The sequence below is a fragment of the Streptomyces sp. S465 genome (assembly GCF_026898115.1).
Classification (GTDB): Bacteria; Actinomycetota; Actinomycetes; order Streptomycetales; family Streptomycetaceae; genus Streptomyces; species Streptomyces luomodiensis.
Genome location: NZ_CP114036.1, coordinates 3,510,343 through 3,536,450, shown reverse-complemented (window position 1 = coordinate 3,536,450; position 26,108 = coordinate 3,510,343). Strand labels below are relative to the sequence as shown.

Below are 26,108 nucleotides of genomic sequence, written 5' to 3'. Positions count from 1 at the left end.
GCACACGCCGGGGCATGGGCCGTACCGTCCTCGCCGGTACACCGCCGCTCGCCGTGCGGGTATCGGCACTGCCACCTGCGCCGGGGCGTTCAGCGGAGCGCCCCGGCGCGTACCGCCGGGGCATGCCGCCTCGATCCACCGGTGGTCGTCGCCGCGGGCACCGTCGCCTGGCCGAGGTCACGTCCGGTCCTGGCAGCCCGGTGCCGTGCGCCGCGCGTACCGGGCGGGCGAACTCGTCAGCAGGGCAGGCCGACGGTCAGCGTGCGGGTGACGCTCTGGGTCGTCGTGCCATCGGTGGCATAGACCACCGGGTGGTAGACACCGTCGGGCTGCATCGGAATGTTGAAGGCGACCCAGGCGTTGACCGTGTTCTCGTTCGATCCCGGTTGCAGCGTCGTGGTGAACGAGTAGCCGCCCGGCAGGTTTTTGACGCCGAAGGTGATGGGTTTGTCCCAAGAACCCGAGATGATGGAATTATAGTTCTTGCTCAGATTCAGTGGCATATTCGAGAAGCAGTAGTCCTGATCTACGGGGTAGCCCGTACCCATTGTCCAGGACGCGTCGGCCGCGGCGGCAGCGGCCGGCGAGGAGAACGCCAGCGCACCAACGGCGGCGGCGCCTGCGAGACCGGCGGCAACACGGCCGGCAAGGGAGCGAGAAGAACGGACGGAGATCACGAGTGAACCTTTCCGGTGACTGATCTTCACCGACACCAGGCCCGGAGTGCCCCCCGCAGAACGGCCCATGACCCACTCCGGTTCGGATCCCCCGAGCACCTCCAAGAGAATGGCAAGAATATCTTCGTAGTTGTAAATCTTGTATAAGACTCCGGGCGCCGTCACCGAGCACTGTTGCCGCCCCTGTACTTCGACTACGCACTGGTGGCCAACCGCATCTGACGGGGAGTCCAGCCCTGAGTCCGCCCCGCACGCCGCCCACGGCTCGGCGCCTCGTCGCCTCCTCGGTCCCCGGCTGTCGGCTCGTGGCCCATCCACCGCCACGCCGGCTGCACGTGGACCGGGTGGGCCTCACCCCGCCGTCAGTCGCCACAGGGAGGTCACCTCCGCCGCGCGGGCCGAGTGGAGCGGATCGGCGGGGTCGGCGGCGCGGGGGTGGACCGGGCGGGTGTCGAGGCGGTCCACCACCGTCAGCCCGGCCGCGGCGATGGCGGCCAGCAGCTCCTCGCGCGGCCGCAGTCCGAGGTGTTCTGCCAGGTCGGAGAGGATGAGCCAGCCCTCGCCGCCGGGGCTCAGATGTCCGGCCAGCCCGTTCAGGAAGCCGCGCAGCATACGGCTGGACGGGTCGTAGACCGCGTATTCGAGCGGTGAGGAGGGCCGGGCCGGGAGCCAGGGGGGATTGCAGACCACCAAAGGGGCGCGGCCCGGCGGGAAGAGGTCCGCCTCGGCCACCTCGACCCGCCCGGACAGGCCCAGGCGGACCACGTTCTCCCGGGCGCAGCGCAGCGCCCGTGCGTCCTGGTCGGTGGCCACCACCCGGTCGACGCCGCGCCGGGCGAGGACGGCCGCCAGGACGCCCGTACCGGTGCCGATGTCGAACGCGGCCGACCGGGAGGCGGGCAGCGGGGCCTCGGCCACCAGGTCGACGTACTCGCCGCGCACCGGGGCGAAGACCCCGTAGTGCGGATGGACGCGGTCGCCGCCCAGCGCCGGGACCTCGACGCCCTTCTCCCGCCACTCGTGCGCGCCGATCAGACCGAGTAATTCACGGAGCGAGACGACCGAGGGGGCGTGCGCCACGCCGTACGCCTCGGTGCACGCCTCCCGTACGTCCGGCGCCCGGCGCAGCGGTACGGACAGATCGGCGTCCAGCGGCACCAGCAGCATGCCCAGCAGCCGGGCCCGCCGGGACGTCGCCTGGCGGTGCCGGTGGAACGCCTCGGCCGGTGACGCCGCCGCTGCCCGCCGCTCCCTGGTCCGGCGCGGACCACGGTCGATCCGGCGCGCCAGCGCCGTCAGCAGCTGGCGGGCGCCCTGGTAGTCGCCGCGCCACAGCAGCGCGGTGCCCTCGCAGACGAGGCGGTAGGCGGTGTCGGCGGACATCCGGTCGTCCGCGATCCCGACCCGCCGGGGCGGTGGGGCGCCGCTCTCGGATCGCCAGTGGGCGGCCCGGTCCCGGCCGTCCTCGGTCCACTCGATGACCTGCTGCGTACTCAGGGGGTACACCCTTTGCTCTTGTGCGGTTCGCACCCGTGGTGCGTATGAGGTGATCCTTCCGGCGCGGCCCGTCCGGCGCGAGCGGTTTTCCGGTCCGATGACGCCCCGTCATACGTATGGCCGCTTTTCGGACCCCGCCCTACGATGGGAGCGCTCCTGGGCAATGGGAGCGCTCCCGTGCACCTTTCGCCTTTTCGCGCATCACCTCCCGTGCATCTCGCAGCGGATCTGGAGGCGCCATGAATTGTCATGAGCATGTTCATCACTGGGCTCTTCGCGCCGCGGCCGTCGCCTCGGCCGCGACGCTGCTGACCACCGTGGCGGCAGTGGACACCGCCGCCGCCCACGGCTCCGCGATCGGCCCGGCCTCGCGCAACTACGGCTGCTGGAAGCGGTGGGGCGGCGACTTCCAGAACCCGGCGATGAAGACCGAGGACCCCATGTGCTGGCAGGCGTGGCAGGCCGACACCAACGCCATGTGGAACTGGAACGGCCTCTACCGGGAGGGCGTGGCCGGGAACCACCAGGCCGCCCTCCCCGACGGCCAGCTGTGCAGCGCCGGACACACCGGGTCCGGCCGCTACAACGCGCTCGACGTACCGGGGGCGTGGCAGGCCACGGCGGTCGGCAACAGCTTCACGTTCAAGACCCACGACCAGGCCCTGCACGGTGCCGACTACTACCGGATCTACGTCACCAAGCAGGGCTACGACGCCGTCACGCAGCCGTTGCGCTGGAGCGACCTCGAACTGGTCGCCGACACCGGCAAGATCGCGCCCGGCGTCGGTGAGCCGTCCAGCGAGCCCGGCCTCAACGGGGTCACGGTCTCCATCCCGGTCAACGCCCCGGGGCGCACCGGGCGCCATGTGGTCTTCATGATCTGGCAGGCCAGCCACATGGACCAGACGTTCTACTCCTGTAGCGACGTCATCTTCCCCGGCGGCTGACGCCCTGGAGGCGGCGCGGGGCGCCGGCGTTCGAACGTCGGCGTTCCGGCGTCGGTGTCCCCGCGTCGGCGCTTCGCCGGCGAGTCGGTCAGGCGGGCGCGGGGCCGTCGAGCGCGAGCCGCCAGTCCTGGCCGACCAGGGGCGAGCCGTAGCCGCGGTGCCGCTGCTCGGCGACCAGCTCGAACCCGGCCCGCTCATAGATCCGGCGGGCCGAGGTCAGGACGTCATTGGTCCACAGCACCAGCTCGCGATAGCCGGCCTCGCGCGCGAAGTCGACGCACGCGCCCACCAGCCGTTCGCCGATCCGCCGCCCCCGCGCCTCCGGCTCGACGAGCAGCAGCCGCAGCCGGGCCGTGTCGGGCCGCTCGTCCCGGACGCACATCACCGACCCCACCGGACGGCCGTCCAGCTCCGCGATCCACGCCCGCTCGCGCGCCGGGTCATGGCCCGCGCCGAACTCCGCGACGATACGGGCCACCAGCGCCTCGAACTCGGCGTTCCACCCGAACTCCCGGGCGTATACGGCGCCGTGGCGCTGCACGATCCAGCCCAGGTCCCCCGGCGCCGGTTCGCGCAGCCGCACCGTGGGCTCGGCCGGGCCGGTGAACACGCCCCGCGCGGTCGCCAGTGCCTCCCGCAGCCGCCCCAGCTCGTTCCGGTCCACCTTGGCCAGCAGTCCGGTCACCGCCTCCCGCGACCGCCGGTCCAGGTCCTCCGCCGCCGCCCGGCCCGCCGGGGTGAGCAGCACCTCCTGGTAGCGGGCGTCGCGCCGATGGCGCTCGCGCGTCACCAGCCCGCGCTCCTCGAACCGGCCCAGCGTCCGGCTCAGATGCGCGGCGGTGACCCCCAGGTGCTCCCGGAGCGCCGAGACATGGGTGCGCTCCCGCCGCGCCAGCTCGTAGAGGATGCGGGCCTCGCTCAGCGAGTACGGGGTGTTGAGCTGCCCGGGGTAATCGAGGACACCGATCAGCCGGGTGTACATCCGGTTGAAGTCGCGGACCTCGTCCACGGCCAGGTCAAGATCGTCGCGCGGTTCCATCCGGCATCCCTCCGTACCCCTGCTTCCGAAACGCCCGTAACACTTGACCTTATAGTTGCATCAGATCAAGTATCTGGAAAGGGACTCGCCCCTGGCACCGAGGAGGCGCGGGAGCGCGGCGGAGGGCAGAGGAGGGCGCCGGCGCGCTCAGGAGCGCGGCGGGGCCGTGGAGGCGCGGGCCATCAGTTCGGCGCGGACCATCGCCACCCCGCCCGGCGGCTGCGGGTCGCGGCCCAGGGCCAGCCGGCCGGCGCGGGCGCCCGCCTCGTGCAGCGGCAGCCGCATCGTGGTGAGGGCCGGAACCGCGTCCGCGCTGAACGGCAGGTCGTCGAAGCCCGCGACCGAGACGTCCTCGGGGATGCGCAGGCCCTGGTCGCGCAGGGCCGCGCAGACGCCGAGCGCGATGGTGTCGTTGGCGGCCACGATGGCCGTCAGACCGCTGTGGCGGCGCAGGAGTTCAAGGGTCGCGTCGTAGCCGGAGGCGCGGTCGTAGAGGCCGTGGACGGTGAGCCGCTCGGCGTCGGCGTCGAGGCTGTCCAGCCCGGCCGCGGCCAGCGCGGCCCGGTGGCCCTCCAGCCGGTGGCGGGTGGTGGTGCGTTCGGCGGGGCCCGCCACGTAGCCGATCCGGCGGTGGCCGAGGGTCAGCAGGTGTTCGGTGAGCCGGCGGGCGCCGCCGCGGTTGTCGAAGGTGAGGGTGGTCGCGTCCTCGATCGGCGGGCGGCCGCACAGCACCACCCGGGTGCCGGACGCGGCCAGCCGGGACGCCTTGGCGGCCACGGCGGCGGCGTGGTCGGGGTGCTCGACGGCGCCGCCGGTGAGCACGACGGCGGCCGCGCGCTGCCGCTGGAGCAGGGTGAGGTAGTTCAGCTCGCGCTCGGGCGAACCCCCGGTGTTGCAGATGACCGCGAGTTTCTCGCCGCCCCGGCCCGGTTCGCCCGCCGGGGTGCCCATTTCGCTCTGCACGGCGCCCGCGATGATGCCGAAGAAGGGGTCCGCGATGTCGTTGACCAGCACTCCGACCAGATCGGAGGTGGCGGCGGCGAGAGCGCTTGCCGGGCCGTTGACCACGTACTCCAGCTCGTCGACCGCGCGCAGCACCCGTGCCCGGGTCGACTCCGCCACCGGGTAGTTGCCACTCAGGACACGCGACACGGTGGCCGCCGAGACCCGAGCCCGTGCCGCCACATCGGCCAGGGTCACTGCCATGTTTCCTCCGTTGAGTGGTCACTTTCGGGTGCGCCGCGCGCGCTGGTTGGGCGCATCCATGCTCTCACCCCACGAGGGGCCCACGAGCGGCCCACGGGCAGCCCACGGGCGGCGCGATTCTGCCCGCCAGGGTCTTGTCCAGTCATCCGGACCATGCCTAGGGTCCTCCCCAGCAAGCGCTTTCCGTCGGCGAGGAGCCTTAGCCCATGGCCGCAGCAGCCACCCACCGTATCCGTGCCGCAGTGATCGGCACCGGAGCCATCGTCACCGGCAGCCATCTGCCCGCACTGCGTGACCACGCCGACCGCGTGGACCTCGTCGCCGCCGTCGATGTGGCCACGGACCGGCTCGACGCCTTCCGCGCCACCGCCGCCGAGGGCGGGACCTTCGATGTCACCGGCTACACCGAGGTGGCGGCGATGCTGGCGGCCGAGCGCCCCGACCTGGTCCTCATCGGCACCCCGCCCTCCCTGCACCGCGAGCAGACGGTGGCCGCGCTGCGCTCCGGCGCCTGGGTGCTGTGCGAGAAGCCGCTGTGCCTCACCCTCGCCGAGTACGACGAGATCGCCGCGGCGGAGAACGAGGCGGGCGGCCCGTACGCGTCGGTGGTCTTCCAGCACCGCTACGGCTCGGGCGCCGTCCACGCCCGCGAGCTGCTGGCCGAGGGCGCCCTGGGGCGGCCGCTGGTGGCCCACTGCCAGACCACCTGGCACCGCGACACCGCCTACTACGCGGTGCCGTGGCGCGGCCGCTGGGAGACCGAGGGCGGCGGTCCGTCCATGGGCCACGGCATCCACCAGATGGATCTGCTGCTCCACCTCCTCGGCGACTGGACCGAGGTCCGCGGCATGGCCGGACGGCTGGTGCACGAGGTGGAGAGCGAGGACGTCTCCACCGCGCTGGTGCGGTTCGCGGGCGGCGCCATGGCCACCGTCGTCAACAGCGTGCTCTCGCCCGATGAGGTCAGCCGCATCCGGATCGACTGCGCGGACGCCACCGTCGAGCTGACCCATCTCTACGGCCACCGCAACGACGACTGGGTCTACACCCCCGCCCCGCATGTGCGCGAGGACACCGCCCGGCACCGGCGCTGGCGCACCCCGGCCGCCGATCTGCCCAGCTCGCACGGGGCCCAGCTGTCCGGACTGCTGGACGCGATGCGGGACGGCGTACGGCCCCCGGGCAGCGGCGCGGACGCCCGCCGCACCCTCGAGTTCATCGCCGCGCTCTACAAGGCGGCCTTCACCGGGCAGCCCGTGCGCGCGGGCGAGATCGCGCCCGGGGACCCGTACTACGCCGCCATGCACGGCGACCACCCCGAGTGGGCGCCGAAGGCGGCGACCGCCACCACGAAGGAGAGCTGAGGCCGCCATGACCCAGCGCATCACCGTCACCCACACCCACGGGACACGCGTCTCGGTCGCCTCCGGCGGCGTCGAGCTGATGGCGTACGTCTACCGGCCCGACCCGGACGCCTTCGAGGCCCGTAAGCCCTACGCCCATCCGCTGCGCACCCTCGCCGGCAACCAGGTCTCCGGCTACCGGCCCAACGACCACCGCTGGCACAAGGGCCTCCAGATGACCGCCAGCCACCTGTCCGGCCAGAACTTCTGGGGCGGCAACTCCTACCTCGGCCCCGAACAGGGCTATCAGCGCGTCGAGGAGCGCGTGGGCTCGATGCGCCACGACGGCTTCGAGGAGTTCACCGTCGACGAGGACCGGCTGCGCTTCACCGAGAAGCTCACCTGGATCGAGCACGGCGGTCAGGAGTGGGCGCGTGAGCTGCGCACCGTCGAAGTGCACTCGGTGGAGCCGGAGGCGGGCACCTGGGCCCTGGACTGGTCCATCCACCTCACCAACACCCGTGGCGAGGCCCTGCGCTTCGGCTCCCCGACCACCGCGGGCCGGGAGATGGCCGGATACACCGGGCTCCAGTGGCGCGGCCCGCGCGACTTCACCGGCGGCGACGTCATCGGCCCGGACGGGCGCGGCGGCGACGGCGAGGCCGGCGCCTCGGACCTGATGGGCACCCCGGCCACCGACGCCGCCTGGATCGCCTTCACTGCCGAGCACGACGACGTGGACGCGCACTCCACGCTGCTGTTCGCACACGCCCCGGAGAACCTGGACAGCGCGACCGCGATCCACCCCTCCCACTGGTTCGTGCGCTCCGAGCCCATCCCCACGGTGGCCCCCTCCTGGGCGTTCTTCGAGGAGTTCGAGCTGCCGCCGGGGGAGTCCTTCGGCTACCGCTACCGGGTGGTGGTCGCCGACGGCGCCTGGGACCGGGCGCGCGCCGAGAGCTACCTCGCGAACCACGGATGGTGACCACGGTGACCTCGACGCATCCGATGCCCGCCCCGCTGCCGGGCGGTGTGGGGCTCTCCCACATCAGCGCGTACGAGTGGGAGGCCGCCGACGGGGTGTGCGGCGGCAGCCCCCATCTCCATCTGGCCTGCACCGAGGCGTATGTGGTGACCGCGGGACGCGGCGCCGTGCAGACCCTGACCGTCGCGGACGGGTTCACCGAGACCCCGCTGGAGCCGGGCGCGGTGGTGTGGTTCACCCCCGGCACGGTGCACCGGATGGTGCAGGGCGGCGGGCTGAAGGTGACCGTGCTGATGCAGAACAGCGGGCTGCCGGAGGCCGGTGACGCGGTCTTCACCTTCCCGCCCGAGGTGCTGGCCGACCCCGGGCGGTACGCGGCGGCCGCCGCGCTGCCCGCCAAGGAGGGGCCGGAGGCCGACGCGGCCGCCCGGCGCCGCCGGGACCTGGCGGTCGAGGGCTATCTGACGCTGCGGGCCGCCGCCGAGAAGGGCGACGCGGGGCCGCTGCGCGCCTTCCACGAGGCGGCGGTGCGGATCGTCGCGCCCAAGGTCGGGCAGTGGGAGCCGCGCTGGCGGGACGGGGCGCTCGCCGCCGCGCGGCGCACCGGTGAGCAGCTGACCGCGCTCGCCGCGGGCGACGCCTCCCACCTGGCCGAGGCGCGGGTCACCGCGACCGGGCCCAGCCGCCGGGGCGGCTACGGCATGTGCGGTCGCCGGGACGAGTACGAACTGCCCGGAGCCACGCTCCCGTACTACGGCGAGTAGCCCCCGTACGACGGCGCATGGCCCCCTACGACGGCGCATGGCCCCCGTACGACGGCGCATGGCCGCCACAGGCACCACCACGCACGTTCAACGGACACATCAGGAGGGAGGTCGGCTCTGGTATGCGCGGAAACAGGACAAAGGTGTCCTGCGCCCTGGCTCTCGTCCTCACACTCGGCGGGACCCTCACGGGCTGCGGCGGCGATGGCGGCGGCGGCTCGGGCGGCAAGGTCACCCTGCGGTTCACCTGGTGGGGCAATCCCGACCGGGCGGCCCGCACGGAGCAGGCCATCAAGGTTTTCGAGAAGCGCCACCCCGACATCGACATCACCACGTCCTTCGCGGGATTCGACACCTACAAGGCGAAGCTCGCCACGCAGGCGGCGGGCGGCGACGCGCCCGATGTGATGCAGCTGGACTACCGGCAGATCAACCAGTACGCGACCTCCGGCATCCTGCTGGACCTCGGCACGTACCCCGAACTGCGGACCTCTCAGATCGACAAGGGGCTGCTGGACACCGGCGTGGTCGACGGCAAGCGGTACGCGCTCCCGGTCGCCCGCGGCACCGAGACGATGGCGTACGACGCCACGCTGTGGCGCAAGGCGGGCGTCCCCGAGCCCACCGCGGGCTGGACGTGGGACGACTGGGCCGACGCGATGCGCGAGCTGTCGAAGTCCAAGGCCACCGGCGGCCGGGTCGGCGGCACCGACCCGGGCCAGAGCGAGGACGTCTTCGAGATCTGGCTGCGCGGCCAGGGCAAGAGCCTGTACACCGAGGACGGCGGGCTGGGCTTCACCGCCGACGATCTGACCCGCTACTGGGAGTGGTGCACCGGGCTCCGCAAGGAGGGCGCGGTGTCCCGCGCCGAGCAGACCACCCAGATGGACGGGACGGTGGAGAACACCCCGCTGGGCCGGCTGACGGCCGTCTCCGACTTCAACTGGGACGCCCCCGTCAGCGGCTACTCGGCCATCGTCGGCGAGGGGCTGAAGATGGCGCCACTGCCGGTCGGCGACGACGGCACCCCGGGCCAGTACTTCAAACCGTCGATGTTCTTCGGCGCCTCGGCCAAGACCGCACACCCGAAGCAGGCCGCCCAGTTCATCGACTTCCTGCTCAACGACCAGGAGGCGGGCGCCATCCTCGGCGCCACCCGGGGCATCCCGGCCAACGACACGCTGCGCGAGAAGGTGCTGCCCAAGCTGGAGGGGTTCGACCAGGTCATCTCCGCGTACCAGAAGCAGTTCGAGGGCAAGTTCGAGGACCCGCCCGCCGCGCCGCCCAAGGGCGACGCCTCCCTGCAAGGCACCTTCGCGCGCGACTACGACCAGGTGTCCTACGAGCGCATGTCGCCGCGTGAGGCGGCGGAGGACTACATCACCGAGGCGAAGGCGGAGCTGAGGCAATGACCGCGACCGCGACCCGCCCCCAGAGCGCCGCGCCCTCCGCCACCGGCGGCAAGCGGGCTCGCAAGCGCGAGCGGCAGGGCGCCGCCTGGGTGTTCCTGTCCCCCTGGGTGCTCGGCGCCACCGTGCTGACGCTGCTGCCCATGGCCGTCTCGCTGTATCTGTCGTTCACCGACTACGACATGTTCGACGCGCCCAGCTGGGTGGGCTTCCGCAACTACACCCAGATGTTCACCGAGGACCCCCGCTACTGGCGGTCGGTCGGCACCACCCTGACCTACGTGGTGATCGCGGTGCCGCTCCAGCTCGTGCTGGCGCTCGCCGTGGCGATCGCGCTGAAGTCGGTCAAGCGCGGCAAGGGCTTCTACCGCTCCGCGTTCTACGCCCCCTCGCTGCTCGGCGCGTCGATGTCCATCGCGCTCGTCTGGCGGGCGATCTTCAACGACGGCGGCACCGTCGACAACCTGCTCTCCGACGTCGGCCTCGACATCGGCGGCTGGATCAACAAGCCGGGCTGGGCCATCCTGTCGGTGGCGCTGCTGACCATCTGGCAGTTCGGCGCCCCCATGGTGATCTTCCTGGCCGGGCTCCAGCAGATACCCGCCGAGCTGTACGAGGCGGCGGCCGTCGACGGGGCCTCCTGGTGGCGGCAGTTCCGCTCCATCACCATCCCGATGCTGTCCCCGGTGCTCTTCTTCAACCTGGTGCTCCAGATGATCCAGGCGTTCCAGGTCTTCACCCCCGCCTTCGCGGTCAGCGGGGGCAAGGGCGGACCCGCGGACTCCACGCTGGTCTACACGCTCTACCTGTACGACCGCGGCTTCACCGCCTCCCACATGGGCTACGCCTCCGCCATGGCGTGGGTGCTCCTGCTGGCCATCGGGGTCGTCACCGCGGTGCTCTTCCGGACCTCCCGGGCCTGGGTCTTCTACGCCAACGACACCAATGAGGGGGGCCGATGACCACCGCCCCGATCACCACCGCGGGCACGGCGCGCAAACGTCCCGCGCCCGCCCGGATCGCCCTGCACATCGGTCTGATCGCCGTGCTGCTGGTGATGCTCTATCCGCTGGCCTGGCTGCTGGCGACCTCGTTCAAACCCGCCGACGAGGTCATCGCCAGCCTCAAGCTGCTGCCCAGCCACTTCGAGTGGGGCAACTACTCCACCGCCCTGGACGGGGTGAACGAGGTCAGCGTCGGACGGCTGCTGTGGAACTCGCTGTTGATCGCCTGCGGTGCGGTGCTCGGCAACGTCATCAGCTGCTCGCTCGCCGCGTACGCCTTCGCGCGGCTGCGGTTCCGGATGCGCGGCCCGCTCTTCGCGTTCATGATCGCGACGATCATGCTGCCGCACCACGCCATCCTCATCCCGCAGTACATCATCTTCAACCAGCTCGGCATGGTGAACACCTACTGGCCGATGATCCTGCCGAAGTTCCTGGCCACCGACGCCTTCTTCGTCTTCCTCATCGTGCAGTTCATGCGCGGACTGCCGCGTGAGCTGGAAGAGGCGGCCCGGATCGACGGCTGCGGGCCCTTCCGCTCGTTCTTCAGCGTCATCCTGCCGCTGACCCGGCCCGCGCTGATCACCACCGCGATCTTCACCTTCATCTGGACCTGGAACGACTTCTTCACCCAGCTCATCTACCTCTTCGAGCCGGAGAAGTTCACCCTGACCCTGGCCCTGCGCTCCTTCGTGGACGCCTCCAGCCAGTCGGCCTTCGGCCCGATGTTCGCGATGTCGGTGTTCGCGCTGCTGCCCATCGTGCTCTTCTTCCTCGCCTTCCAGCGGTTCCTGGTCGAGGGCATGGCCAGCTCCGGACTGAAGGGATGAGCATGGCCACCGCCACCCAACGCGAACCCGGCGAGCTGTTCGGCCCCCGGTTCGCGCTCTTCGCCGATGTCCTGGCGGTGGGTCTGGCCACCGCCGCCGCCTCGCTGCCGCTGGTCACCGCCCCGGCCGCGATGTCCACGGCCTGCGCCGTACTGGACCGGCGGGTCCGCCAGGACGCGCCCGCCACCGCGGGCGGCTACCTCCGCGCGCTGCGCGCCCGGCTGCGCACCGGCGATCTGCTGGCCGGCGCCGGAACGCTGGCCGGTGGCGCCCTGCTGCTGTTCAACGCGCTCGCGGCGGGCGCCGGACTGCCGGGCGCGGTGGTCTTCCGGCCCGCGCTGCTCGCCGTGGGCGGGCTGCTCACCGTCGTGCTGCTGCTGGCCTGCGCCCGCCCCGAGTCGGCGACGAGCTGGCGCGCCGCGCTGCGCTCGGCGGCGTACGACGCGGTGCGCAGGCCCCGCGCGAGCGTCGTGCTGCTGCTGGCCGTGGCCACCGCCGCGGTCTGCGCCTGGGCCTATCCGCCGCTTGTCTTCCTCGTCCCCGGCCCCCTCGCGATCGCCGCCCGAGCCACGGAGCACCACCTGTGAGCCCCTCCCCGAGCCACGTCTCCCGCCGTCACTTCCTCGCCGGAACCGCCGCCGTGAGCGCCCTGCTCGCCACCGCCGGTCCCCAGGCCACGGCCGCCGCCCGCGGCCGTACCGACAAGCCGTTCCTGGAGCTGCTCACCAAGGCGGCCGACGCCCGGGTGGCCGAGGTGCTGGACGGCCTCGACACGGTCCTGGACCAGCTGAACAACCTCGGCCAGGCCCGCCCCGCCGCCCGTAGCCTGCGGCTGCTCGCCTCCGTCCACGTCTGGGCCGACGCCCGCCACCACCACGACGGCGCGCTGATCGCGCCGATGACCCGGCTGGTGGACGCGCTGGCCGCCGCCCAGTTCGACGACGGCCTCTACGACCAGGGCGCGGTGCACTCGCCCCCGGACACCGCCTTCTCCATCGTCGACCTCGGCCTGCTCCACGGGCTGCTGGCCGCCGACGGCCACGCCACCACCGAGGGCGTCCGGGCCACCCTGAAGAAGATCCTGCTCAAGGCGGGCGAGGGGCTGTCCACCGGCGGGGTGCACACCCCCAACCACCGCTGGAAGGTGTGCGCCGCGCTGGCCCGGATCAACTCCTTCTGGCCCGACGCGCGCTACACCCGCCGGATCGACGCCTGGCTGGCCGAGGGCATCGACCAGTACGACAGCGGCCAGTACAGCGAGCGCAGCGCCACCTACGCGCCCATCGTCACCAACCCCTCGCTGCTGACCCTCGCCCGGCTCACCGAGCGCCCGCAGCTGTACGACAACGTGCGCCGCAACCTCGAGGCCACCATGCACCTCCTGGAACCCGACGGGGAGGTGGAGACGGTGCACTCGCGCCGGCAGGACCAGAAGACGGTCAAGCACCTGTCCGAGTACTGGCTCCAGTTCCGCGCCCTGGCGCTGCGCGAGAAGGACGGGCGGTTCGCGGCCGTCGCCGCCGCCGTCCAGCGGCGCGGGGCGGACCAGACCTTCGACGAGACCCCGCTCGGGGACTTCCTCGCCGAGGTGCTGGACCATCCGGAGGTGGCCGCGCCGCTGCCGAAGGCCACCGGCGAGCCCGGCGAGTTCACCTTCCACGACAAGGACTGCGGGCTGGTCCGGATCGCGAAGGGGAACACCCGGACCACCCTCTTCGGCGGCACCGACTTCCCCGACGTGCACGCGATCTCCTCGGGCCTGTCCACCAATCCGACGTTCTTCAAATGGCGCAAGGGCGCGGCGATCCTGGACTCGCTGCGGCTGTCCCCGCAGTTCTTCTCGCTCGGCCACTTCCGGGCCGAGGACGTGGCGCGCACGGCGGACGGCTGGCGGCTGTGGGCGGAGGTGCGGGCCGGATACCATCTGCCGCTGCCGCCCCAGCACCGCCGCTCCGACGGCCGGTACCCCCTGACGGACGACGGCCGGTTCTGGTCCGCGATGGACTTCCCGCACCGCCCCAAGGAGTGGCGCACGCTGCGCACCGAGGTGCGGATCGCGGAGGCGGACGGCGGCTGGAACCTGGACGTCGAGGTGGGGGAGTCCGAGGTCCCGCTCGCCCTGGAACTGTGCTTCCGCTCCGGCGGACGGCTCACCGGAGTGGTGCCGGTCTCCGGTCAGCGGGACACGTACCAGCTGGTCGAGGGCTACGGGACCTATACGGCCGGCGATGACGTGATCACCTTCGGGCCCGGCAACGGCAGCGGTCCGCGCCAGCCCGCCGTCGTGGACCCCGGCGAGCGCTACAGCTGGATGGGCGGCGAGCTGACCCCGGCCGGGCAGCGGGTCCTGATCACCGGGCGTGCGCCGCTGCGCTACCGGCTCACGCTGCGCTGAGGCGCCGACCGTCCTGTGCCGTCCCTGTGTTCGGTCTGTACAGGGGCGGCCAGGGACGGTTAGCTTGGTGTGATAGAAAGCGCTTACTGCATGCGCTTGCTGCGACTCTCGGTGAGGAGAAGAACCCACGTGACACGCAAGACAGTGCGGATCGCCATGAACGGTGTGACCGGCCGGATGGGCTACCGCCAGCACCTCGTCCGCTCTCTCCTCGCCATCCGCGAACAGGGCGGGCTCAGCCTCGGCGACGGCACCGTGCTGTGGCCCGAGCCGCTGCTCGTCGGCCGCCGTGAGTACGCGCTCAAGGAGCTCGCCGAGCGCCACGGCCTCGACCCGGTCGCGGACGTCTCGACCGACCTGGACGCCGTACTGGCGGACGACGGCGTCGACATCTACTTCGACGCGCAGGTCACCGCCGCCCGTGAGGAGGCCATCAAGAAGGCCATCGCGGCGGGCAAGCACATCTACACCGAGAAGCCCACCGCCACTGGCCTGGAGGGCGCCCTGGAGCTGGCCCGGCTCGCCCAGGCGGCGGGCGTCAAACACGGCGTCGTCCAGGACAAGATCTTCCTGCCGGGACTGCTGAAGCTCAAGCGGCTCATCGACGGCGGCTTCTTCGGCCGCGTCCTCTCCGTGCGCGGGGAGTTCGGCTACTGGGTCTTCGAAGGCGACTGGCAGAGCGCCCAGCGGCCCTCCTGGAACTACCGGGCCGAGGACGGCGGCGGCATCGTCGTCGACATGTTCCCGCACTGGGAGTACGTGCTGCACGAGCTGTTCGGCGCGGTGCGCTCCGTCCAGGCGCAGGCCACCACCCACATCCCGACCCGCTGGGACGAGCAGGGCAAGCCGTACGAGGCCACCGCCGACGACGCGGCCTACGGCATCTTCCAGCTCGAGGGCGGCGCCATCGCCCAGATCAACTCCTCCTGGGCGGTCCGGGTGAACCGGGACGAGCTGGTCGAGTTCCAGGTCGACGGCACCGAGGGCTCGGCCGTCGCGGGCCTGCGCAGGTGCCGCGTCCAGCACCGCTCGGCCACCCCCAAGCCGGTGTGGAACCCCGACCTGCCCGCCACCGAGGCGTTCCGCGAGCAGTGGCAGGAGATCCCCGACAACGAGGAGTTCGACAACGGCTTCAAGGCGCAGTGGGAGCTGTTCCTGCGCCATGTCGCCCTCGACGAGCCCTGGCGCTGGGACCTGCTGGCCGGTGCGCGCGGCGTCCAGCTCGCCGAGCTGGGCTGGAAGTCGTCGGCGGAGGGCCGCCGGCTGGACGTACCGGAGCTGAGCCTGTGACCATCCACCTCCCCGCGCCGGGCGGTACCACCCGCGCCTACGAACCCCGCGCCGAGCCGCTCTCGCCGGCCGCCGGCACCCCCTTCACCTCCCGCGTCGTCTTCTCGGCCGCCCATGTGGTGGCCGACCCGTACGCCGACACGACCCCCGACGGCCCGGCCGCCGTCGACTGGGACGCCACCCTCGCCTTCCGCCGCCACCTGTGGTCGCACGGGCTGGGCGTGGCCGAGGCCATGGACACCGCCCAGCGCGGTATGGGCCTGGACTGGGCGGGCGCCGCCGAGCTGATCCGCCGCTCGGCGGCCGAGGCGAAGGCCGTCGGCGGCCGTATCGCCTGCGGCGTCGGCACCGACCAGCTGGCCGTCACCGAGATCGGCTATCCCTACGGCCTGGACCAGGTCCGGGCCGCGTACGAGGAACAGCTGGCCGTCTGCGAGGAGTCCGGCGCCCAGGCCATCCTGATGGCCTCGCGCGCCCTGTGCGCCGTGGCCAAGGGCCCCGAGGACTACCTGGAGGTCTACGGCCACCTGCTGCGCCAGTCCGCCGAGCCGGTGATCCTGCACTGGCTGGGCCCGATGTTCGACCCGGCCCTGGAGGGCTACTGGGGCAGCACCGACCTGGACGCGGCCACCCGCGCCTTCCTCGACGTCATCTCCGCCCACCCCGACAAGGTCGACGGCATCAAGGTCTCCCTGCTGGACGCCCAGCGCGAGATCGACCTGCGGCGCAAGCTGCCGGACGGGGTGCGCTGCTACACGGGCGACGACTTCCACTACCCCGAGCTGATCGCGGGCGACGACCAGGGCTTCAGCCACGCCCTGCTCGGCATCTTCGACCCGCTGGGCCCACTGGCCGCCGAGGCCGTGCGCACCCTGGACACCGGCGACGTGGCCGGCTTCCGCGCCCTGCTGGACCCGACGGTGGAGCTCTCCCGCCACCTCTTCCAGACCCCGACCCGCTACTACAAGACGGGCGTGGTCCTCCTGGCCTGGCTGGCGGGCCACCAGTCGCACTTCACGATGGTGGGCGGCCTGCAGTCGGCCCGTTCGCTGCCGCATCTGGCCCGCGCGTACGAACTGGCGGACGGGCTGGGCCTGTTCCCGGATCCGGCGCTGGCCGAATCGCGGATGAAACACCTGCTCACCGTCCACGGAGTCGCGCAATGAACCCGGTCCCCCGCCTGAGCCTCAACCAGGAAACCATCAAGCAGTGGTCGCTGCCGGAGCTGGCGGAGGGCTGCGCCAAGGCGGGCGTCACGGGCGTGGGCCTGTGGCGCGAACCGGTCCAGAAGTACGGCGTCGAGGCGGCGGCCGCGCTGGTGCGGAACGCGGGCCTGACCGTCACCAGCCTGTGCCGGGGCGGCTTCTTCACCGCGCTCGACCCCGAGCGGCGCGCCGCCGCCCTGGCCGACAACCGCAAGGCCATCGACGAGGCCGCCACCCTGGGCACCGACACCCTGGTCCTGGTCTCCGGCGGCCTCCCGGCGGGCAGCCGCGACCTCTTCGCCGCCCGCGAGCGCATCGCCGACGCACTGGCCGAACTCGCCCCGTACGCGGCCGACCACGGCGTCCGCCTGGCCATCGAGGCCCTGCACCCCATGTACGCCGCCGACCGCTGCGTGGTCTCCACCCTCGGCCAGGCCCTGGACCTGGCCGAGCGCTTCCCGGCGGACCAGGTGGGCGTGGTCGTGGACACCTACCACCTGTGGTGGGACGACACCGTGGCGGCCCAGATCGCCCGCGCGGGCGCCACAGGCCGCATCGCCGCGTTCCAGCTCGCCGACTGGATCACCCCCCTCCCGGAGGGCGTGCTCCTGGGCCGGGGCCAGCTCGGCGACGGCGCGGTCGACTTCCGCTGGTTCCGCGAACAGGTCGACGCGACGGGCTTCACCGGCCCGATCGAGGTGGAGATCTTCAACCCGGACCTCTGGGCCCGGGACGGCGCGGAGGTCCTGGCGGAGGTCGTCGACCGCTACCGCGACCTGGTCCTCTGACGCGCACCTCCGGCGCGTTCGCCCACACGTTGGGCGACACCCGCTGTCCGCCACCGGCGTGGGGGCCGGTGGCGGACAGCGGCCCGGCGACCCCCGCGCCGCGGCGGGCCGGTCAGCCCGGCGCGGGCCCCGGTTCGCGGCGGGCCCTCAGCGCGCGGACCTTGTGGCGGTTGCCGCAGCGCTCCATGGCGCACCAGCGGCGGCGGCCGGGGCGCGAGGTGTCCACGAAGACCAGGTAGCAGTCGTCGGCGGCGCATTCGCGGACGCGAGCGGCGTGGCGGCCGGTGAACAGCTCCACGGCGTCGCGGGCGATGGCGGAGAGCGCCTGGGCACCGCCGGCCGGGAGCGACCAGGCGTGGGAGCCGTCCGGGGCGATCCGCGGGGCGAGGGGCGGATGCTGGGCGGCGCGGTTGACCTCCGTGACGTCCTCGGCCCGGTGGGGGCGGCCATGGGCCGTGGCACGGGCCATGTGCCACAGGGCGTCGCGGAGCCGGCGCCCGGCGTCGAGGTCGTCGGGGCCGACGCGGAGGTCCGTGGCGGCCAGGCGCAGGCGGGAGAGGGCCAGCCAGTCGGCGAGGTCGCCCGGTTCGTGCAGGATCTCGTAGCGGGCGAACGCGCCGGGGCCGCCGGTGGTGAGGAACTCCAGGCACAGGGCGCCGGGGTCGAAGACGAATGAGCCGCCGTCAGGGGGACGCAGGACCAGTCCGGTTGTCGCCACGCTCATGTAACCAGTATTAGTGGTGCACGCTTATCGGGACCCGGAGGACCGCATGGCCGTGCACTGGAAGCTCGTCGTCGACTGCGCCGACCCGATACGGCTCGCGTCCTTCTGGGCGGAGGCCCTCGGCTATGTGGTCGAGGACCACAGCGCCCTGATCGACCACCTGCTGGGCGTGGGGGCGATCGGCGCGGACGACCACACCACGGTCGACGGCCACAAGGCGTGGCGGCACGCCGCCGGCGTACGCCACCCCGACGACCCGTTCGACCCCGCGAACGGCGTCGGGCTCGGCCGCAGACTGCTCTTCCAGGCCGTGCCGGAGCCCAAGCGGGGCAAGAACCGGCTGCACATCGATGTGCACGTGGGCCCGGAAGAGCGGGACCGGAGGTGAAGCGGCTGGCCGGGCTGGGCGCGACGGTGCTGGGGGTCGTACAGGAGCCGGGCACCCACCACGTCACCATGGCCGACCCCGAGGGCAACGAGTTCGACGTGCAGTGAGCCGGGCCGGGGCGACCGCCACCGGGTCAGCGCGCCACTGACGGGGTGTCCGTCCCGGACGGGGCCGAGGGCGGCGAGGTGGGGGAGGGCTCGGTCGAAGGGACGCTGGTCGACGACGGCACCGAGGTGGCCGGAGGCGAGGGCTCGCGCGCGGGCGGCGTCTTCCTGCCGCTCTCCGGCGCGCCGGACAGCAGCACGAACGCGACGGCCGCCGCCGCTGCCGCCGCCGTCACGGCGACCGCGGACACCACCCGCCGGATCCGCCGCGTCCCCCACGTCCGGCCGGTGGGCGGACGGGCCGGTGCCAGATCACGGGCGCTGATGAGCCGCGCACGGGCGTCGAGCGCGGTGCGCAGCCGTTCCTCGAGCGACGGGGGAGTGCTCACCGGTCCACCTCCAGCAGTCTTTCCAGGGTGACGAGCGCACGGCTCGCGGTCGACTTCACCGTGCCGCGGGAGATGCCCAGCGTCTCGGCGATCTGTGCCTCGGTCAGCTCCGACCAGTAGCGCAGCACCAGGACCTCGCGCTGCCGCGCGGTGAGCCGGGCCATCGCGTCGAGCACCTGCCGGTGCTCCTCGGCGAGCAGCAGCGGCTCGTCCACCGGCGCTCCCGGCCCCTGGTACGGCGGGGTGTACGCACGTGCCGTACGCCGCCGGCGCAGCACGGAGCGGGCCGCGTTGACCACCGCGGTGTGCAGGTAGGCATGGGCGTCCTGGAGGCTGTCCAGCCGTGAGCCGTGCCGGCGGCAGACGGCGGCGAAGGCGTCCTGGACGACGTCCTCGGCGGTGTGCAGGTCGTCCACCAGGAAGACGGCCAGCCGGACCATGTCCAGCCGCCGGGCCTGGTACAGGTCGGCCAGCGTGGGGCCGGGCTCGTCGTCGTCCCGGCCGCCCACCGACCGCAGGATGCGGAACCGCCGCTCGGCGCGCGGCGGTTCCACCGCCGGCGTCGGGGCGGTGGTCCGGGCGCGGCGCAGCAGCCGGGCCCACCAGGGCAGGACAAGAGTGAGCTGCATCGTCCTCGTTCACCTCATCGGTGCGGCGGGACCGGCTCCGGATCCGGTCCCGCCCCACCCGTGGCTGGCGGTTAGCGGCCGGCCCGCGCGGGCTCGGGCTTGGGCGCGCTGGCGGGCGGCTCGGTGGACTCGGGCACGCTGGCGGGCGGCTGCGTGGGCTCGGGCGCGGCGGTCGGCGGCTGTGTGGGTGCGGGGGTGCTGGTCCGGGTGGGCACCGGCTCGGGGGTGCTGGTCTGGTCGGGGGCCGGCCCGGGGGTGCCGGTCCGGTCGGGGGCCGGCGCGGGGGTGCCGGTCTGGTCGGGGGCCGGCTCGGGGGTGCTGGTCCGGGTGGGCACCGGCTCGGGCGTACTGGTCTGGGCGGGCGCGGGCTTGGCCGGGCGCGAGTGGTCGGCGGTGGCGGCCTGGGCGACGAAGCCCCCGCCCACGAGCAGGGCGACACCGGCGGCCGACCCCATGAGCCAGGGGCGCAGACGGCGGTTGGGCTTCTTGGCGCGGTCGTGCTGCATACGGAACGACTCCCGGAAAGGTTGAGCGAACGCTGATGGGCGAGGCGCGCACCGAGGGTCCGAGGACCCGTTCCGGAACCCGCCTTCACCCCACCAGACGTGCGGCCCCACCCGAGGTTGTCGCGCCCCGGAAAAAAATCCGTGACCGCTCTGGGAGCCGGCGCCCCACGACGGGACGCCCCCCACCGGACACCCCGGAACGGGCCCTCCATAACGGATCGATAACCGCCGGAACCCGGGTGACAACCCTTCCGGCACCTGGCAGGTCGTATCGGGCATCGGGCTTCCTGGGGAGGGATCCGGGGGGATTCGGAGGAAGCTCGTGGGGAGGGGGACACGAGGGGCCCGGCCACGGACCGGGCCCCTCGAAACGCGTTACCGCCCCTGTGGCAGCGCCGCCACCTGCTCGGCGCTCGGGAAGGACGCCTGCGCCCCGGGCCGGGTCACCGCGGCCGCGCCCACGCGCACCGCGAACCGCACCGCCGCCTGAAGGTCGTCGCCGACGCCGAGGCGCCAGGCGAGCGCGCCGGTGAAGGCGTCCCCGGCGCCCGTGGTGTCCACCGCCGCCACCGCGACACTGGGCACCGGCACCGTACGGTCGCGGTCGGCGACCAGCGCGCCCTCGCCGCCCAGGGTCACCACGACCGAGCGCGGGCCGCGCGCCAGCAGGGCCTTGGCCCACTTCCCGGGGTCCCCGGAGGACCCCGCCGGGTCGTCGCTCAGCAGGAACCGCGCCTCGTGCTCGTTGACCACCAGGGGGTCACAGGCGGCCAGCACATCGGCGGGCAGCGGCGCGGGCGGCGAGGGGTTGAGCACCACGCGCGGCCCGGGGCGGCCGCCGAAGCCCGCGTGCGCGGTGCGGACCACCTCGGCGACCGTCTCCAGCGGGATCTCCAGCTGGAGGGAGACCACCCGCGCCGCGGCGAGCAGGCGTACCGAGGCCCGGACGTCCTCGGGGGTCAGCCGGGCGTTGGCCCCCGGGGAGACCACGATGCTGTTGTCACCCGAGGGGTCCACCGTGATCAGCGCGACCCCGGTGGGCGCGCCGCCGACGAGGACGCCCACGGTGTCGACCCCGGCGGTCCGCTGCGAGTCCAGCAGCAGCCGGCCGTGGCCGTCGTCACCGACCCGGGCCAGCAGGGCCGTCCGGGCCCCCAGCCGGGCCGCGGCGACGGCCTGGTTGGCGCCCTTGCCGCCGGGGTGGACCACCAGGTCGGAACCGAGGACGGTCTCGCCCGCCCCGGGGCGGCGGTCGACTCCGATCACCAGATCGGCGTTGGCCGATCCCACGACCAGCAGGTCGTAGTCGTGCATCCGCACGTCCTTTCGCTTCGCTCGTCAGCCCATGTGGCGGTGCTGATGCCGGTAACGATCCACGCCGGTGGGACGCTCACTTCGCGGCGACGACCTTCACCGGCACCTTCACCGTCCCGCCGATCTTCTGGCCCTCGGCGGCCTTGATGGCGTTCCGCACCACCATCCGGCCCAGCTCCTTCGGCTGCTGGGCGACGGTCGCGGCGAGGCTGCCGTCCTCGACCGCCTTCAGACCGTCCGGGGTGCCGTCGAAGCCGACGACCTTGACGGACGTGCCCGCCTTGGACCCGAGCGCCTTGACGGCCCCGAGCGCCATCTCGTCGTTCTCGGCGAAGATCCCGTCGATGCCGGGGTGGCCCTGGAGCAGATTGGTGGTCACATCGAGCCCCTTGGCCCGGTCGAAGTCGGCCGACTGCTTGCCGACGACCTTGATGCCCGGATAGGACTTGAGGCCCTCCGCGAAGCCCTTACCGCGCTCACGCGAGGCCGAGGTCCCGGGGGTGCCCTGGAGCACCAGGATCGTGCCCTTCTTGCCGAGCCGCTCGGCGAGCGTCTTGGCGGCGAGCCTGCCGCCGGCGATGTTGTCGGAGGCCACCAGGGTCGCCACCGTCGCCTTGTTGACGCCGCGGTCGGCGGCGAGCACCGGGATGCCCGCCTTGCCGGCGGCCCGGACGGAGGGGCCGGCGGCATCGGAGTCGACCGGGTTGATGATGATCGACTTCATGTTCTGGCTGGTGAAGTTCTGGATCTGATTGGCCTGCTGGGAGGCGTCGTTCTGGGCGTCGGTGACCGTAAGGCTGATCCCGGCGCGCTTGGCCTCCTCCTGGGCGCCCGCCTTCAGCTGGACGAAGAAGGGGTTGTTGAGGGTGGAGACCGACAGCCCGATCCTGGTGGACGCGCCATCGGAGGAGTCCGAGCGCCAGAAGGAGGCGCCGAAGGCGATGGCGGCGACGACCACGGCGGCCAGCGCGAACTTGGCCGCGCCCATGGCCGTCTTACGGCCGCCACCGGACGGTCCGCCCGCCGCGGCCCCGGGCGCGCCCGGCCCGGCCCCGGCGCGCCGGCGCACCGTGTCCAGCAGCACCGCGAGCGCGATGACGACGCCGATGACGACCTGCTGCCAGAAGGGGGACACCTCCAGCAGGTTGAGCCCGTTGCGCAGCACCGCCAGGATCAGCGCGCCGATGAGCGTGCCGGACGCCTTACCGACGCCGCCGGACAGGCTCGCCCCGCCGATGACGACCGCCGCGATCGCGTCGAGTTCGTAGCCGACGGCCGCCTGTGGCTGCGCGGAGGACAGCCGGGAGGCGAGCACGATGCCCGCGACGGCCGCGAACCCGCCGGAGAGCGCGTAGACGACGAGCTTCTGACGCGCCACCCGGATACCGGAGAGCCGGGCCGCCTCCTCGTTGCCGCCGATCGCGTACATCGCGCGGCCCGCGTACGTACGCCCCAGCACCGCCGCGGTGATCAGGCCCATCACGACCATCACGATCACCGGGACGGGCAGCCAGCCGCCGAGCGTGTCGCCGAGGCCGGACACCGCGTCCGGGACGGGTATCGGGCTGCCCTGGGAGATCACCAGGGCCAGGCCGCGGCCGACCGACAGCATCGCGAGCGTGGCGATGAACGGCGGCAGCTTCCCGAACGCGACCAGCGCCCCGCTGACCAGACCGCAGGCGATACCGGTGGCGACGGCCAGCAGGGCCGAGAACCAGACCGGCAGCCCCTGGGAACTCGCGGACCAGGCGAGCACGGTGGCGGACAGCGCGGCCACCGAGCCGACCGACAGATCGATGCCCGCGGAGACGATGACGAAGGTGACGCCGAAGGCGAGAACGGCGGTGACCGCCGCCTGGACGCCGACGTTGAGGAGGTTGTCGGTGGTGAGGAAGTCGCCGGACAGCAGCGACAGGGCCGCCACCAGCAGCACCAGGGCGCTCAGCGCGCCATTGTCGAGCAGCACCCGGCGCAGCACGGCCGAGCCCCCGGGTTCCTTCGTGGACAGTTGCGTGTCAGCGGCCACGGGAGCCCTCCTTTTCCTCGGCGCCGACGCCTTCGTCGACGCCCTTGACGTCCTTCACCGCCAGGGCCATCACGGCGTCCTGGGTCGCGTCCCGCGCGGACAGCTCGCCCGCGATCCGGCCCTGGGCCATGACCAGGACCCGGTCGCTCATCCCCAGCACCTCGGGCAGATCGCTGGAGACCATCAGGACGGCGTGGCCGGACGCGGTGAGTTCGTTGATGAGCTGGTAGATCTCGACCTTGGCGGCCACGTCGATACCGCGGGTCGGCTCGTCCAGGATCAGCACCCGGCTGTCGGCGAGCAGCCACTTGCCGATGACGACCTTCTGCTGGTTGCCGCCGGAGAGGGTGCGCACCCGCTGGTCGAGCCCCGACATCCGGACCGCCAGCCGCTCGGCGACGCCGGCCGCCGCGCGCCGCTGACCGGCCCGGTCCACCAGCCCGGCGCGGGTGGCGGCGCGCAGCGTGACCAGGCCCAGGTTCTCCTGCACGGAGCCGTCCAGGACCAGGCCCTGCCCCTTGCGGTCCTCGGGCACGAGGCCGATCCCGGCCCGCATGGCGGCCACCACGTCATGGCGGGGCAGCGGGCGGCCGAGCACCTCGACGGTGCCGGAATCGTACGGGTCGGCGCCGAACAGGGCCCGTACGACCTCCGTACGGCCCGCGCCGACCAGCCCGGCCAGGCCCACCACCTCCCCGGCCCGCACCTCGAAGCCGATGTCCGTGAAGCTGCCCCTCCGGGTGAGCCCGCGGACCCTCAGCAGGGGCTCGCCGGCGTCCCCGCGCTCCCGCGGGTACTGCTGCTCGATGGAGCGGCCCACCATCAGCCGCACCAGCTCGTCCCGGTCGGTGGTGGCCGGGACCCGGGCGACGCTGCGGCCGTCCCGCAGCACGGTGACGCGGTCGCCCAGGGCGGCGATCTCCTCCAGGTGATGGGTGATGAAGACGATGCCCACACCGTCCGCGCGCAGCGTGCGCACGATCCGGAAGAGCGTGTCGGCCTCCTCGGTGGTGAGCACGGCGGTCGGCTCGTCCATGATCAGCACGCGGGCGTCCAGGCTCAGCGCCTTGGCGATCTCCACCATCTGGAGCCGGGCGATGCCGAGGTCCCGGACCCGGGCCCGGGGCGAGACGTCCACCCCGACACGGGCCAGCAGTTCGGCGGCGCGCGCGTCCATCGTCCTGCGGTCGATCATGCCGAGGCGGCGCGGCTGGCGGCCCAGGAAGATGTTCTCGGCCACGGTCAGGTCCGGGACCAGGTTGAACTCCTGGTAGATGGTGGCGATCCCGAGCCGCTCGGCGTCCTGGGCGCCGGCGATGCGCACCGGCCCGCCGTCGACCAGGATCCGCCCGCCGTCGGGGCGGTGGGCGCCGGAGAGCGTCTTGATCAGCGTGGACTTGCCCGCGCCGTTCTCGCCCAGGAGGACGTGCACTTCGCCCCGGCGCAGATCGAAGTCCACCCCGTCGAGCGCGATCACCCCGGGGAAGGTCTTCCGGACCCCCTCCATGCGCAGCAGCTCCGCCCCGGCGTCGCCCGCGGACGTGCCCTCGGCGTCGGGGATCCGGCTCATGGCGTGCTCCCTTCGGGCTCGCCGCACGAGCGGCGGGCGACCAGACGGGCGGACAGGGTCACCGACTCGGCGGGCCGCCCCTCGACGAGATCGATCAGCGCCCGTACGGCGGCGTGGCCGAGCGCCCCGGTCGGCTGGGCGATGGCGGTGATCGGCGGATCGGTGTGGAGGAACCAGGGGATGTCGTCGAACGCGGCGAGCGCCACATCGCCCGGCACCCGCAGCCCGCGGGCGCGGATCTCGTCCATCGCGCCGAGCGCCATCAGGTTGTCGGTGGCGAAGACCACGTCCGGAGGGTGCGGCAGATCGAGGAAGCGGGCGGTCGCCCGGCGGCCGCTGCCGGCCTGGAAGTCCCCCTGGCCGATGTGGTCGTCGGACAGCGCCAGACCGAACGCGCGCAGCGCGGCGCGGAAGGCGTCCACCCGCTCGCGGCCGGTCGTGGTGGCCGCCGGGCCCGCGATGATCGCGAGGCGGCGGTGGCCCAGGGCGCACAGATGGGCCACCAGATCGCGGATGGCGGCCCGCCCGTCGGTGCGGACCACCGGCACCCGGTCCAGGCCCTCGCCCTCGATCCAGCGGTCGACGAAGACCATGGGGGTACCCGCGCGGGCGGCGGCCGACATCATCGGGGAGCCGCCGTCGGTGGGGCTGATCAGCAGCCCGTCGATACGGCGGTCCATCAGGGTGCGCACATGGTGGTCCTGGAGGTCGGGCCGCTCGTCGGCGTTGCCGATGACCACGCTGTAGCCCAGCGCGCGGGCGGCGTCCTCGACCGAACGGGCCAGCTCCGTGAAGAAGGGGTTCAGCACATCGCTGATGACCAGCCCCAGGGTCCGGGTCTGGGCGGTGCGCAGCGAGCGGGCCACCGCGTTGGGGCGGTAGCCGAGGTCGGCGACCGCGGTGAGCACCCGTTCGCGGGTGCCCGCCCGGACGGAGGGGTGGTCGTTGAGCACCCGCGAGACCGTCGCCACGGAGACCCCGGCACGCCGCGCCACGTCTTTGATGGCCGGCACCGCACACCTCCCTGTGGAATCGATTACACGGATCGATCACACGGAATTGGAATCGATTACACGGGC

Annotated in this window: 24 protein-coding genes and 1 pseudogene; 13 read left to right on the top strand and 12 right to left on the bottom strand. The window is 72.9% G+C overall.

What is annotated here, in order from left to right:
* Nucleotides 1–236: 236 nt before the first annotated feature.
* Entirely contained in the window at nucleotides 237–842 is a 606-nt protein-coding gene (locus N6H00_RS14785) for a DUF5980 family protein (protein WP_268972148.1), read from the bottom strand.
* A 186-nt stretch (nucleotides 843–1,028) separates the two neighbouring features.
* Nucleotides 1,029–2,183, bottom strand: coding sequence for a methyltransferase (locus tag N6H00_RS14780; protein WP_443072953.1), 1,155 nt, complete (start codon nucleotides 2,181–2,183; stop codon nucleotides 1,029–1,031).
* Nucleotides 2,184–2,413: 230 nt separating this feature from the next.
* On the opposite strand from N6H00_RS14780, the gene N6H00_RS14775 reads away from it, so the two are divergent.
* Nucleotides 2,414–3,121 (top strand): lytic polysaccharide monooxygenase auxiliary activity family 9 protein, encoded by a 708-nt coding sequence (locus tag N6H00_RS14775; RefSeq protein ID WP_268972147.1) that lies wholly within the window; start codon nucleotides 2,414–2,416, stop codon nucleotides 3,119–3,121.
* 88 nt (nucleotides 3,122–3,209) lie between these two features.
* On the opposite strand, the gene N6H00_RS14770 is transcribed toward N6H00_RS14775, so the two are convergent.
* On the bottom strand, nucleotides 3,210–4,160 hold the full coding sequence (locus N6H00_RS14770) for a bifunctional helix-turn-helix transcriptional regulator/GNAT family N-acetyltransferase (RefSeq protein WP_268972146.1): 951 nt from the start codon (nucleotides 4,158–4,160) through the stop codon (nucleotides 3,210–3,212).
* A gap of 147 nt (nucleotides 4,161–4,307) precedes the next feature.
* Nucleotides 4,308–5,366 carry a LacI family DNA-binding transcriptional regulator gene (locus N6H00_RS14765; RefSeq protein ID WP_268972145.1) on the bottom strand — a complete coding sequence of 353 codons (1,059 nt, stop codon included), beginning with the start codon at nucleotides 5,364–5,366 and terminating at the stop codon, nucleotides 4,308–4,310.
* A 206-nt stretch (nucleotides 5,367–5,572) separates the two neighbouring features.
* On the opposite strand from N6H00_RS14765, the gene N6H00_RS14760 reads away from it, so the two are divergent.
* The 11 genes from N6H00_RS14760 to N6H00_RS14710 all read left to right on the top strand — a co-directional run bounded on the left by N6H00_RS14760 (nucleotide 5,573) and on the right by N6H00_RS14710 (nucleotide 17,379).
* The gene (locus N6H00_RS14760; protein ID WP_268972144.1) at nucleotides 5,573–6,730 is read left to right on the top strand and encodes a Gfo/Idh/MocA family protein; all 1,158 of its coding nucleotides are present in this window, start codon (nucleotides 5,573–5,575) and stop codon (nucleotides 6,728–6,730) included.
* A 7-nt stretch (nucleotides 6,731–6,737) separates the two neighbouring features.
* Nucleotides 6,738–7,694, top strand: coding sequence for a PmoA family protein (locus N6H00_RS14755; protein ID WP_268972143.1), 957 nt, complete (start codon nucleotides 6,738–6,740; stop codon nucleotides 7,692–7,694).
* 23 nt (nucleotides 7,695–7,717) lie between these two features.
* Nucleotides 7,718–8,458 carry a cupin gene (locus N6H00_RS14750; protein ID WP_443073215.1) on the top strand — a complete coding sequence of 247 codons (741 nt, stop codon included), beginning with the start codon at nucleotides 7,718–7,720 and terminating at the stop codon, nucleotides 8,456–8,458.
* A gap of 122 nt (nucleotides 8,459–8,580) precedes the next feature.
* Nucleotides 8,581–9,870 (top strand): ABC transporter substrate-binding protein, encoded by a 1,290-nt coding sequence (locus tag N6H00_RS14745; RefSeq protein ID WP_268972141.1) that lies wholly within the window; start codon nucleotides 8,581–8,583, stop codon nucleotides 9,868–9,870.
* The gene (locus tag N6H00_RS14740) at nucleotides 9,867–10,829 is read left to right on the top strand and encodes a carbohydrate ABC transporter permease (RefSeq protein ID WP_268972140.1); all 963 of its coding nucleotides are present in this window, start codon (nucleotides 9,867–9,869) and stop codon (nucleotides 10,827–10,829) included. The genes N6H00_RS14745 and N6H00_RS14740 overlap by 4 nt, the downstream gene beginning before the upstream one ends.
* Entirely contained in the window at nucleotides 10,826–11,701 is an 876-nt protein-coding gene (locus N6H00_RS14735) for a carbohydrate ABC transporter permease (RefSeq protein WP_268972139.1), read from the top strand. Before N6H00_RS14740 ends, N6H00_RS14735 begins: the two co-directional genes overlap by 4 nt.
* Nucleotides 11,702–11,703: 2 nt before the next feature.
* The gene (locus N6H00_RS14730) at nucleotides 11,704–12,288 is read left to right on the top strand and encodes a hypothetical protein (RefSeq protein ID WP_268972138.1); all 585 of its coding nucleotides are present in this window, start codon (nucleotides 11,704–11,706) and stop codon (nucleotides 12,286–12,288) included.
* Nucleotides 12,285–14,096, top strand: a complete 1,812-nt coding sequence (locus tag N6H00_RS14725; RefSeq protein WP_268972137.1) for a twin-arginine translocation signal domain-containing protein — start codon at nucleotides 12,285–12,287, stop codon at nucleotides 14,094–14,096. Before N6H00_RS14730 ends, N6H00_RS14725 begins: the two co-directional genes overlap by 4 nt.
* Before the next feature lie 90 nt (nucleotides 14,097–14,186).
* Nucleotides 14,187–15,386 (top strand): Gfo/Idh/MocA family protein, encoded by a 1,200-nt coding sequence (locus tag N6H00_RS14720; protein WP_443072952.1) that lies wholly within the window; start codon nucleotides 14,187–14,189, stop codon nucleotides 15,384–15,386.
* Complete coding sequence (locus tag N6H00_RS14715) at nucleotides 15,383–16,552, top strand: dihydrodipicolinate synthase family protein (protein ID WP_268972135.1); 1,170 nt, start codon at nucleotides 15,383–15,385, stop codon at nucleotides 16,550–16,552. The genes N6H00_RS14720 and N6H00_RS14715 overlap by 4 nt, the downstream gene beginning before the upstream one ends.
* A complete protein-coding gene (locus N6H00_RS14710; RefSeq protein ID WP_268972134.1) occupies nucleotides 16,549–17,379 on the top strand; it encodes a sugar phosphate isomerase/epimerase family protein in 831 nt (276 codons plus the stop codon). Before N6H00_RS14715 ends, N6H00_RS14710 begins: the two co-directional genes overlap by 4 nt.
* 112 nt (nucleotides 17,380–17,491) lie before the next feature.
* Here the strand turns inward: N6H00_RS14710 and N6H00_RS14705 are convergent, their stop codons facing one another.
* Nucleotides 17,492–18,103: a CGNR zinc finger domain-containing protein gene (locus N6H00_RS14705; protein ID WP_268972133.1), complete on the bottom strand. Its 612-nt coding sequence runs from the start codon at nucleotides 18,101–18,103 to the stop codon at nucleotides 17,492–17,494.
* A gap of 46 nt (nucleotides 18,104–18,149) precedes the next feature.
* Here N6H00_RS14705 and N6H00_RS14700 point away from each other — a divergent pair.
* Nucleotides 18,150–18,598, top strand: a pseudogene (locus N6H00_RS14700) (VOC family protein).
* Nucleotides 18,599–18,624: 26 nt separating this feature from the next.
* Here the strand turns inward: N6H00_RS14700 and N6H00_RS14695 are convergent.
* The 7 genes from N6H00_RS14695 to N6H00_RS14665 all read right to left on the bottom strand — a co-directional run bounded on the left by N6H00_RS14695 (nucleotide 18,625) and on the right by N6H00_RS14665 (nucleotide 26,042).
* Nucleotides 18,625–18,984, bottom strand: a complete 360-nt coding sequence (locus N6H00_RS14695; RefSeq protein ID WP_268972132.1) for a hypothetical protein — start codon at nucleotides 18,982–18,984, stop codon at nucleotides 18,625–18,627.
* Nucleotides 18,981–19,613 carry a SigE family RNA polymerase sigma factor gene (locus N6H00_RS14690; protein ID WP_268972131.1) on the bottom strand — a complete coding sequence of 211 codons (633 nt, stop codon included), beginning with the start codon at nucleotides 19,611–19,613 and terminating at the stop codon, nucleotides 18,981–18,983. Before N6H00_RS14690 ends, N6H00_RS14695 begins: the two co-directional genes overlap by 4 nt.
* A 71-nt stretch (nucleotides 19,614–19,684) precedes the next feature.
* Nucleotides 19,685–20,119, bottom strand: coding sequence for a hypothetical protein (locus N6H00_RS14685; RefSeq protein WP_268972129.1), 435 nt, complete (start codon nucleotides 20,117–20,119; stop codon nucleotides 19,685–19,687).
* 375 nt (nucleotides 20,120–20,494) lie between these two features.
* The gene (locus tag N6H00_RS14680; protein ID WP_268972127.1) at nucleotides 20,495–21,433 is read right to left on the bottom strand and encodes a ribokinase; all 939 of its coding nucleotides are present in this window, start codon (nucleotides 21,431–21,433) and stop codon (nucleotides 20,495–20,497) included.
* 76 nt (nucleotides 21,434–21,509) lie between these two features.
* Nucleotides 21,510–23,459 carry an ABC transporter permease/substrate-binding protein gene (locus N6H00_RS14675; RefSeq protein ID WP_268972125.1) on the bottom strand — a complete coding sequence of 650 codons (1,950 nt, stop codon included), beginning with the start codon at nucleotides 23,457–23,459 and terminating at the stop codon, nucleotides 21,510–21,512.
* On the bottom strand, nucleotides 23,449–25,029 hold the full coding sequence (locus N6H00_RS14670; protein ID WP_268972123.1) for a sugar ABC transporter ATP-binding protein: 1,581 nt from the start codon (nucleotides 25,027–25,029) through the stop codon (nucleotides 23,449–23,451). Before N6H00_RS14670 ends, N6H00_RS14675 begins: the two co-directional genes overlap by 11 nt.
* The gene (locus N6H00_RS14665) at nucleotides 25,026–26,042 is read right to left on the bottom strand and encodes a LacI family DNA-binding transcriptional regulator (RefSeq protein ID WP_268972121.1); all 1,017 of its coding nucleotides are present in this window, start codon (nucleotides 26,040–26,042) and stop codon (nucleotides 25,026–25,028) included. The genes N6H00_RS14670 and N6H00_RS14665 overlap by 4 nt, the downstream gene beginning before the upstream one ends.
* Between the last annotated feature and the right edge of the window lie 66 nt (nucleotides 26,043–26,108).

Excerpts from the sequence above, each read along its gene's own strand:
- N6H00_RS14740 (WP_268972140.1), top strand. The coding sequence starts at position 9,867 with ATGACCGCGACCGCGACCCGCCCCCAGAGCGCCGCGCCCTCCGCCACC.
- N6H00_RS14685 (WP_268972129.1), bottom strand. The coding sequence starts at position 20,119 with ATGCAGCACGACCGCGCCAAGAAGCCCAACCGCCGTCTGCGCCCCTGG.
- N6H00_RS14755 (WP_268972143.1), top strand. The coding sequence starts at position 6,738 with ATGACCCAGCGCATCACCGTCACCCACACCCACGGGACACGCGTCTCG.
- N6H00_RS14730 (WP_268972138.1), top strand. The coding sequence starts at position 11,704 with ATGGCCACCGCCACCCAACGCGAACCCGGCGAGCTGTTCGGCCCCCGG.
- N6H00_RS14770 (WP_268972146.1), bottom strand. The coding sequence starts at position 4,160 with ATGGAACCGCGCGACGATCTTGACCTGGCCGTGGACGAGGTCCGCGAC.
- N6H00_RS14765 (WP_268972145.1), bottom strand. The coding sequence starts at position 5,366 with ATGGCAGTGACCCTGGCCGATGTGGCGGCACGGGCTCGGGTCTCGGCG.
- N6H00_RS14680 (WP_268972127.1), bottom strand. The coding sequence starts at position 21,433 with ATGCACGACTACGACCTGCTGGTCGTGGGATCGGCCAACGCCGATCTG.
- N6H00_RS14745 (WP_268972141.1), top strand. The coding sequence starts at position 8,581 with ATGCGCGGAAACAGGACAAAGGTGTCCTGCGCCCTGGCTCTCGTCCTC.
- N6H00_RS14775 (WP_268972147.1), top strand. The coding sequence starts at position 2,414 with ATGAATTGTCATGAGCATGTTCATCACTGGGCTCTTCGCGCCGCGGCC.
- N6H00_RS14705 (WP_268972133.1), bottom strand. The coding sequence starts at position 18,103 with ATGAGCGTGGCGACAACCGGACTGGTCCTGCGTCCCCCTGACGGCGGC.
- N6H00_RS14735 (WP_268972139.1), top strand. The coding sequence starts at position 10,826 with ATGACCACCGCCCCGATCACCACCGCGGGCACGGCGCGCAAACGTCCC.
- N6H00_RS14710 (WP_268972134.1), top strand. The coding sequence starts at position 16,549 with ATGAACCCGGTCCCCCGCCTGAGCCTCAACCAGGAAACCATCAAGCAG.
- N6H00_RS14690 (WP_268972131.1), bottom strand. The coding sequence starts at position 19,613 with ATGCAGCTCACTCTTGTCCTGCCCTGGTGGGCCCGGCTGCTGCGCCGC.
- N6H00_RS14760 (WP_268972144.1), top strand. The coding sequence starts at position 5,573 with ATGGCCGCAGCAGCCACCCACCGTATCCGTGCCGCAGTGATCGGCACC.
- N6H00_RS14720 (WP_443072952.1), top strand. The coding sequence starts at position 14,187 with ATGCGCTTGCTGCGACTCTCGGTGAGGAGAAGAACCCACGTGACACGC.
- N6H00_RS14750 (WP_443073215.1), top strand. The coding sequence starts at position 7,718 with ATGCCCGCCCCGCTGCCGGGCGGTGTGGGGCTCTCCCACATCAGCGCG.
- N6H00_RS14670 (WP_268972123.1), bottom strand. The coding sequence starts at position 25,029 with ATGAGCCGGATCCCCGACGCCGAGGGCACGTCCGCGGGCGACGCCGGG.